Consider the following 6,889-nt stretch of genomic DNA (forward strand, 5'->3'; position numbering starts at 1 on the left):
AGAAGATGAGTACAATCAGTTCTCAGGAGATCATCTCCATCATAAAGGGAGAGATTGCAGATTTTGACGCTCACGCAGGGGAAATCCGGGAAACCGGAACCGTCATCTGGGTGGGTGATGGCATTGCCATTGTCTATGGCATCGACCATGCCATGTACGGGGAAATCGTGATATTCGAGTGCGGCGTAAAAGGCATGGTACAGGATATCCGGAAAAATGAGATCGGCTGCATCCTGTTTGGAAAGGATACGGAGATCGTAGAGGGAAGCCGGGTGACCCGGACGAAGAAGAGGGCCGGTGTTCCGGTCGGAAACGCGTTTTTAGGGCGTGTGGTCAATGCCCTGGGCGAGCCGATCGACGGTCTGGGACCGGCGAAAGAGGAGGACTGGCTTCCGGTTGAGGCTGAGGCGCCCGGTATTGTAGACCGCAAATCCGTCAGCGAGCCGATGGAGACCGGTATTCTGGCGATTGATTCCATGTTCCCGATCGGACGCGGACAGCGAGAGCTGATCATCGGTGACCGTCAGACCGGTAAGACGTCCATTGCCGTAGACACCATGTTAAACCAGAAGGGCAAGGGCGTGATCTGCATCTATGTGGCCATTGGCCAGAAGGCTTCCACGATTGCCAAGCTGGTCAATACCTTAAAGACACACGATGCCATGGACTACACCATTGTAATGGCGTCTACTGCCAGTGATTCGGCACCGCTTCAGTATATTGCTCCGTATGCAGGTACGGCCATGGCGGAGTTTTTCATGCGTCAGGGCAGAGATGTGCTGATCGTCTATGATGATCTGTCCAAACATGCAGTTGCTTACCGTGCATTGTCTCTGCTGCTGGAGCGTTCTCCGGGACGTGAGGCATATCCGGGTGATGTGTTTTATCTGCACTCCAGACTGCTGGAGCGGTCCAGTCGCTTAAGCGATGCACTGGGCGGCGGTTCCATTACGGCGCTTCCGATCATTGAGACACAGGCGGGGGATGTATCTGCGTACATTCCGACCAATGTCATTTCCATCACGGATGGACAGATCTTTTTGGAAAGTGACCTGTTCTTCTCCGGTCAGCGTCCGGCAGTCAATGTAGGATTGTCTGTATCCCGTGTGGGCGGTGCGGCTCAGACTAAAGCTATGAAGAAGGCCAGCGGAAGTATCCGTATTGACCTGGCTCAGTACCGTGAGATGGAGGTCTTTACCCAGTTCAGTTCAGATCTGGATGAAACTACCAAGGAACAGCTGGCTTATGGAAAGCGTCTGATGGAGCTGCTCAGGCAGCCGCTCGGACGTCCGCTGTCTATGCAGGAGCAGGTCATCACCCTCTGTGCGGCAACCCACCGCGTGATGCTGGATGTAGCTGTAGAACGAATCAAGGAGTTTCAGATGAGCATGCTGGAATGGTTTGCAAACCATCATCCGGAGGTCGGGAAAGAGCTGGAAGAGAAAAAGGCTTTGAGTGATGAGCTTGCAGGGCAAATCACTGCAGCTGCGAAAGAGTTCAAGGAGGCAGTATGGCAAACGCAAGAGAGATCCAGAGCCGAATAAAGAGTATTCAGGATACCAGGAAGATCACCAGTGCCATGTATCTGATTTCTTCCACCAAAATGAAGAAGAGCAAAAAGCTTCTGTCAGATACGGAGCCGTACTTTTACACACTTCAGAGCCTGATCCACAGGATCCTGCGTCATATGCCGGATACCCGGCATGCGTATTTTGACACGCGGGAGACAATTCCGAAGGAAAAGCGGGTGCGCGGTCTTCTGGTCATAACCGGAGATAAGGGCCTGGCCGGTTCTTATAACCATAATGTGTTAAAGCAGGCTCAGGAATGGATGGAAGCCGGGAAAAACAACCGCCTGTATGTGGTGGGTGAGCTTGGACGTGCTTATTTTGAATCCAGGCAGCTGCCGATTGAGGAGCAGTTTCATTATACGGTCCAGAATCCGACCATGCACCGGGCACGCTGTATCGCGTCCACACTGATTGAGGATTTCATGGAAGGCCGGGTTGATGAGGTCTGGATTCTGTATACCCAGATGATCAACAGTATGAAAACGGAGACCAGAATGGAACAGCTTCTTCCGTTAAAAAGAGAGAATTTCAGCGGCATTTCCATTCCGGCAGACATTCATCAGGAGGAAATCCGCATGGTACCTTCACCGGAGGCAATTATGGATCATGTGGTACCGAACTATGTGACAGGTTTTATATTCGGTGCGCTGGTGGAGTCCTTCTGCAGCGAACAGAATGAACGAATGATGGCAATGCAGTCCGCAAGCGACAATGCTGCGGCCCTGCTTTCAGAGCTGTCTATGGAATATAACCGTCTGCGCCAGGCGGCCATTACCCAGGAGATTACCGAGGTAGTGGGAGGTGCCAGGGCACAGAGAAAGAAAAAGAGATAACAGGATAAGATAAGGAGAAAGTCATGAGCAAGGGAAAGATCATACAGGTCATGGGGCCTGTGGTAGATGTGGCCTTTGAAGATGGAAACCTTCCGCATATTCAGGATGCGCTGGTCGTAGAGAATCAGGGAAAGCGCTGCGTGATGGAGGTAGCCCAGCACATCGGCGGAGATGTGGTCCGGTGTGTGATGCTTTCCGCCAGCGAGGGACTTCACCGTGATATGGAAGTGGAGGCTACCGGAAGTGGTATTCAGGTACCGGTGGGAGAGAAAACACTGGGAAGACTGTTTAACGTATTAGGCGAGACCATTGATGGAGGTGAAAGCCTGGAAGGAGAACAGAAATGGGTGATCCACCGGGATCCGCCTTCTTTTGAGGACCAGAGTCCGGTGGCGGAGATGCTGGAGACCGGCATCAAGGTCATTGATCTTCTGGCACCCTACGCCAAGGGCGGTAAGATTGGTCTGTTTGGCGGTGCCGGTGTCGGAAAGACGGTGCTGATTCAGGAGCTGATCACCAACATTGCAACGGAGCATGGCGGTTATTCCATTTTCACTGGTGTCGGTGAGCGTTCCCGTGAAGGAAACGATCTGTGGACGGAGATGGGAGAATCTGGCGTATTAAAAAAGACCGCGCTGGTATTCGGTCAGATGAATGAGTCCCCGGGTGCCAGAATGAGGGTAGCTGAGACCGGACTTACCATGGCAGAGTATTTCCGTGATGTGGAGCACCAGAATGTACTGCTGTTCATTGATAACATTTTCCGTTTTATCCAGGCCGGTTCCGAGGTATCGGCACTGCTTGGACGTATGCCGTCCGCAGTAGGATACCAGCCGACACTGGCTACTGATCTGGGCGAATTGCAGGAGCGGATCGCTTCCACGAAAAATGGTTCCGTTACTTCCGTCCAGGCCGTATATGTACCGGCCGATGATCTGACGGATCCGGCTCCGGCAACGACCTTTGCGCATCTGGATGCCACCACGGTACTCTCCCGAAAGATTGTGGAGCAGGGTATCTATCCGGCCGTGGATCCGCTGGAATCTTCTTCCCGTATCCTGGAGGAGGATGTTGTAGGAAAAGAGCATTATCAGGTAGCAAACCAGGTCAAGGAGATGCTTCAGAAATACAAAGAGCTGCAGGATATCATCGCAATTCTGGGTATGGAGGAGCTCTCGGATGAGGATAAGCTGACAGTAAGCCGTGCCAGAAAAATTCAGAGATTCTTATCCCAGCCCTTCCATGTGGCTGAGAACTTTACCGGCATTCCGGGCAAATATGTGCCGGTAAAAGAAACAGTCCGCGGCTTTAAGGCCATCATTGCCGGAGAGATGGATGCCTATCCGGAAGCAGCCTTTTTCAATGTCGGAACCATCGACGAGGTTGTGGAGAAGGCGCATATGATGGCGAAGAACGCAGAAAAGGGATGAGATGAAATTCCAAAACAGAAATCAGAACAGAAACCGTCAGGAAAAATCCTGGCGGTTCAAAGCAGAAGGGAGCAAAAGCCATGTCGACATTCTGGCTTAAGGTCATAGCCAGTGACCACGTATTTTATGATGGCAGCTGTGAGGTACTGGTGGTGCCGGCCCATGATGGAGAAGTAGGCATCCTGCCGCACCGGGAAGCCATGATTCTGGCTTCACAGGAGGGCGAGCTTAAGTTTCGTATTCCAGGGGAAACAGACTGGCACCGGGCAGTAGTCGGACTTGGCATTGTCCAGGTGGCCAACAACCGTGTGACCGTTGTGGTGGATACGGCAGAGCGCCCCGAGGACATCGATCAGGTGCGGGCGCGCCAGGCTCTGGAGCGGGCAAAGGAACAGCTCCGTCAGAAGCAGAGCATCCGGGAGTACCATATGTCCAGGGCCTCCATGGCGAGAGCCCTGAGCAGATTAAAAGCGAGCCAGCAGAAGGGCAGCTATTATAATGGGCTGTAAAATGCTGCTGTTCCCAGATTATTTCTGGCACATAAGAAAATTACAGAAATCCGTGATAACGGGATTGTTCCGCCCTTTTTCAGAGCGGGTCAGCGTGATCTGGCGGCGGCAGACGCGGTCTTCAATATGAAGCAGCCGGACCGGAAACTGTTCCGGGGAGTCTGCCAGCTTTTCCGGGATGGTACCCCAGGAGTGCTGGGGCCAGAACCCGATTCCCATGCCGGCCGCGATCAGGTTGCGTACCGATTCCGTGGTGTCACTTTCAAATACAATATGAGGAGAAAATCCCTCCTCTTCAAAATAGCTGTTGGTAATCTGCCTGATAGGGCGGGAACCGGCAAGGCAGATATAATCCGCGTCTCTGGTCTCAGAGAGGCGGATTGTTGTTTTCTGACCAAAATCTGAATGAGTTGGAACGGCAAGGTAGAGCTCCTCCTCCAGCATGACCATGACATCGTCCGCAAAGTCATTGTGGGCACTGTGCTCTGAAACAGTATCAGCCCTCCGTGCAGATACGCAAAGATCAAAGTTATCATCCTGATCCGGATTCTGATAGAGCTGGAAGCTTACCTCTGGATGAAGGCTGCGGTAGGCAATGATGCGGCTGGTGATCAGGGAAGAAGCAGACAGCAGGCGCAGATGGATGGTGTGGTTCATCTGGTATTTGCCCTTTTGAAGTTCCTCCGGGATCAGGTCCAGACTGTGTAAGATGGGGATGAGCCGCTGCTGGAGAAAACGGCCTTCTTCGTTTAATTCAATGCTCCGGTTCTGACGTGTGAAAAGCGGAACCCCAAGCTCTGCCTCCAGCCGGTGGATTGACTGGGAAAGAGCCGGCTGCGCGATACGCAGATGTTCGGCGGCTTTTGTGATATGCTGATACTGGGCCGCCACCAGAAAGTATCGTAATTGCAGTAATTCCATGATGTTGCTCCTTTTTGTTTACAATTAACGGTTATATAATGAAATTATTATATCGGATAAAGGCAAAATGTCAAATGAAACAGAGCGCATAGTATGGTATGATGTAAGTAAATAGTAACCAGGAGATGGAGGGATACAAATGATCACAGATTTGACAAAGGAACATCCGGATAAGATTCTCTGGCGTTTTTTGCTGCCGCTGATGATCAGTGTGATCTTCCAGCAGTTCTATAATATCGCGGACAGCATGATCGCGGGAAAATTTGCGGGGGAATCGGCATTGGGGGCGGTGGGAGCATCCTACCCGATTACGATCATCTATATGGCCTTTGCGGTGGGCATGAATCTGGGGGCTTCGGTGGTGATTTCCAGATTGTTCGGAGCCGGAGATAAGGCAGGACTCAGGCGTGCGGTATCGACTGCATTTATTTCCGTGCTTGTACTGAGTGTGCTACTCAGTGTATTTGGATATTTCTGCAGCGGAGCCATGATGTGCTGGATCCATACACCGGAAGACATTATGGCAGACGGTGTTCTGTATCTGAAGATTTATGTGTACGGTCTGAGCTTTCTGCTGTTTTACAATGTGTGCACCGGCATATTTACCGCACTTGGTGATTCGAAAACGCCGCTGTATTTTCTGATCGGTTCTTCTCTGGGAAATATTTTTCTGGATTATCTGTTTGTGGCACAGTTTCAGTGGGGCGTAGCCGGTGTGGCATGGGCCACTTTCCTGGCGCAGGGCGTATCGGCTGTGCTGGCATTTTTGACGCTGTGGCGCAGGCTTGCAGCATATACCAGGGAACTGGAGAGACAACCGCTGTTTGACAGAAGTCTGCTCTGGTGGATCATTGCTATTGCAGTGCCGAGCATTATGCAGCAGAGTGTGTTAAGCGTAGGAAATCTGTTTGTGCAGGAAATCGTGAACAGCTATGGATCCGCTGTGGTAGCCGGGTACTCCGGAGCTATCAAGTTAAATACCTTTGCCATCAACACCTTCATGACGCTTGGCTCCTGCCTTTCCAGCTACACGGCGCAGAATCTGGGCGCAGGAAAACCGGCACGTCTGTCCCTGGGCTTTCGAACCGGGATAAAGCTGGCGGAATTTGCAGCGCTGCCTTTCGTGATCCTGTGTTTTGTGTTCAGCCGGGGAATGATGGGATTGTTCCTGAATGCGGAGAGTGAAGAGGCAATCCATGCCGGAATGTCATTTTTGCGGATCGTATCGCCGCTGTATTTTATGATTTCCATAAAGCTGATGACAGATGGTATTATCCGCGGCTCCGGGGCCATGGCCTATTTTGTAGCGGCAACGGTTCCGGACCTGATTTTGCGGATCGGGTTTGCGCATTTGCTGACACCAAAGTTTGGAAGTACCGGAATCTGGATGGCATGGCCGTTTGGATGGTTCGCGGCAACAGCCCTGACGATTCTGTTTTACCGGAAGGTGATAGAAAATTGCAATTATTTTCCTTCAGGTATTTCTGTGTAAGGGTATTTCCGGAAAATGCTTGCAGCGCCCATGCAAACATGATATGTTATAGACAAAGCAGAAATATTCTTTTAAACCGCATTGGTATGGTATATTTGGTTACAGCCTGCGGTTCTCTCATTTCTATGGCGAG

Annotated in this window: 6 protein-coding genes; 5 read left to right on the top strand and 1 reads right to left on the bottom strand. The window is 51.5% G+C overall.

Features of this window, described 5'->3' with window-relative positions; all coding sequences use genetic code 11:
- The first annotated feature begins 5 nt into the window (after positions 1-5).
- The 4 genes from atpA to atpC all read left to right on the top strand — a co-directional run bounded on the left by atpA (position 6) and on the right by atpC (position 4,343).
- Positions 6-1,544 (top strand): F0F1 ATP synthase subunit alpha, encoded by a 1,539-nt coding sequence (gene atpA, locus DW819_RS03930; protein ID WP_118732162.1) that lies wholly within the window; start codon positions 6-8, stop codon positions 1,542-1,544.
- On the top strand, positions 1,511-2,404 hold the full coding sequence (atpG, locus tag DW819_RS03935) for an ATP synthase F1 subunit gamma (protein WP_118732163.1): 894 nt from the start codon (positions 1,511-1,513) through the stop codon (positions 2,402-2,404). Before atpA ends, atpG begins: the two co-directional genes overlap by 34 nt.
- A 23-nt stretch (positions 2,405-2,427) precedes the next feature.
- Positions 2,428-3,834 (top strand): F0F1 ATP synthase subunit beta, encoded by a 1,407-nt coding sequence (atpD, locus tag DW819_RS03940; protein ID WP_118534378.1) that lies wholly within the window; start codon positions 2,428-2,430, stop codon positions 3,832-3,834.
- An 80-nt stretch (positions 3,835-3,914) separates the two neighbouring features.
- Positions 3,915-4,343, top strand: a complete 429-nt coding sequence (gene atpC, locus DW819_RS03945) for an ATP synthase F1 subunit epsilon (RefSeq protein WP_118732164.1) — start codon at positions 3,915-3,917, stop codon at positions 4,341-4,343.
- A gap of 18 nt (positions 4,344-4,361) precedes the next feature.
- Here the strand turns inward: atpC and DW819_RS03950 are convergent, their stop codons facing one another.
- Positions 4,362-5,264 (bottom strand): LysR family transcriptional regulator, encoded by a 903-nt coding sequence (locus DW819_RS03950; RefSeq protein WP_118732165.1) that lies wholly within the window; start codon positions 5,262-5,264, stop codon positions 4,362-4,364.
- A gap of 139 nt (positions 5,265-5,403) precedes the next feature.
- Here DW819_RS03950 and DW819_RS03955 point away from each other — a divergent pair, with 139 nt between their 5' ends.
- Positions 5,404-6,756, top strand: coding sequence for an MATE family efflux transporter (locus DW819_RS03955; RefSeq protein WP_118732166.1), 1,353 nt, complete (start codon positions 5,404-5,406; stop codon positions 6,754-6,756).
- The last annotated feature ends 133 nt before the right edge of the window (positions 6,757-6,889 follow it).

This window comes from Clostridium sp. AM33-3 (assembly GCF_003480315.1).
Taxonomy (GTDB): Bacteria; Bacillota; Clostridia; order Lachnospirales; family Lachnospiraceae; genus Brotaphodocola.

Bases quoted from the DNA above. Each gene is read 5' to 3' on its own strand.
- atpA (WP_118732162.1), top strand. From the start codon at position 6: ATGAGTACAATCAGTTCTCAGGAGATCATCTCCATCATAAAGGGAGAG.
- atpG (WP_118732163.1), top strand. From the start codon at position 1,511: ATGGCAAACGCAAGAGAGATCCAGAGCCGAATAAAGAGTATTCAGGAT.
- atpD (WP_118534378.1), top strand. From the start codon at position 2,428: ATGAGCAAGGGAAAGATCATACAGGTCATGGGGCCTGTGGTAGATGTG.
- DW819_RS03955 (WP_118732166.1), top strand. From the start codon at position 5,404: ATGATCACAGATTTGACAAAGGAACATCCGGATAAGATTCTCTGGCGT.
- atpC (WP_118732164.1), top strand. From the start codon at position 3,915: ATGTCGACATTCTGGCTTAAGGTCATAGCCAGTGACCACGTATTTTAT.
- DW819_RS03950 (WP_118732165.1), bottom strand. From the start codon at position 5,264: ATGGAATTACTGCAATTACGATACTTTCTGGTGGCGGCCCAGTATCAG.